At 51.4% G+C, this 1,181-nt stretch carries 1 protein-coding gene; it reads right to left on the reverse strand.

Annotated features, from left to right (window positions below):
• Positions 1-1,181, reverse strand: a 1,181-nt coding sequence (gene pqqE, locus A3773_RS16770) for a pyrroloquinoline quinone biosynthesis protein PqqE (protein WP_438942554.1), incomplete at both ends; no start/stop codon positions are given.

Here is a 1,181-nt window from a genome sequence, read left to right on the forward strand (position 1 = left end):
AACCCTTCGCAAAGACTTTAGAGTTACGCTCATTTCTGAAGGTAAACTCATCAGGGTTATTGACCACCGCTTCCGCACGTTCCCGCGCCTCTTCGATCAGGTGATGATGCTCCGACTTCGCACAGACCGGGTCCGCATTGTACATATCCCCTGTCAGCATAAAGGCCTGACAGTGACAACCACCAAAATCTTTCTCCTTCTCATCACAGCTACGACAAGGCTCTTTCATCCATGTATTTCCACGGAAGTGATTAAACCCAGGACTGGTATCCCAGATCGCTTGCAAGCTCATCTCGGTGACATTCGGGAACTCGATCGGCAACATCCGTGCACTATGGCAAGGGAGCGCTTTACCATCCGGCGTAACCGTCAGGAACACTTGGCCCCAACCGTTCATGCAGCCTTTGGGGCGTTCTTCGTAGTAATCCGGCGTCACAAAGATCAGTTTGATTGGATTACCTTCAGCCGCCAGTTTTGCACGGTATTCGTTGGTAATACGTTCAGCCCGCTCAAGTTGCGCCCGGGTTGGGAGAAGCTGCTCTACATTTTCGTAAGCCCAACCGTAGTATTGGCAGGTGGCTAACTCAACATAATCCGCATCAAGTTCAACACAAAGCTCAATAATACGGTCGATACGATCGATATTATGACGATGGGTCACGAAGTTAAGCACCATCGGATAACCTTGGGCTTTGACCTCTTTGGCCATTTTCAGCTTCTGCTCAAAGGCTTTTTTAGAGCCCGATAGCATGTTGTTAACGGATTCGTCACTGGCCTGAAAGCTGACTTGTATATGATCCAAGCCCGCTTGCTGGAACTCAGCCATTTTATGTTCATTAAGGCCGACACCTGAGGTGATCAGGTTGGTGTAGTACCCCATCTCATGGGCACCCCCGATCAACTGGATCAGGTCCTGTCGTACCAACGGTTCGCCGCCTGAAAAGCCCAACTGAACCGCCCCCAGATCTCGCCCTTGCTGGAAGACATCAAGCCATTGCTGGGTGGTGAGTTCACCGCCAAAGTCAGAAAAATCGAGAGGGTTGGAGCAGTACGGGCATTGCAGTGGGCATTTATAGGTCAGCTCAGCAAGCAGCCAAAGGGGCTGCCCGTGGGCTTTGTCGTCGCTGATGATCGGTAGCGTCGGTTGTGCGTTACAAGGTGATCCAGTGTTGGCCATGTGC

It is taken from the genome of Neptuniibacter pectenicola, from assembly GCF_001597735.1.
In the GTDB taxonomy this organism is placed as follows: Bacteria; Pseudomonadota; Gammaproteobacteria; order Pseudomonadales; family Balneatricaceae; genus Neptuniibacter; species Neptuniibacter pectenicola.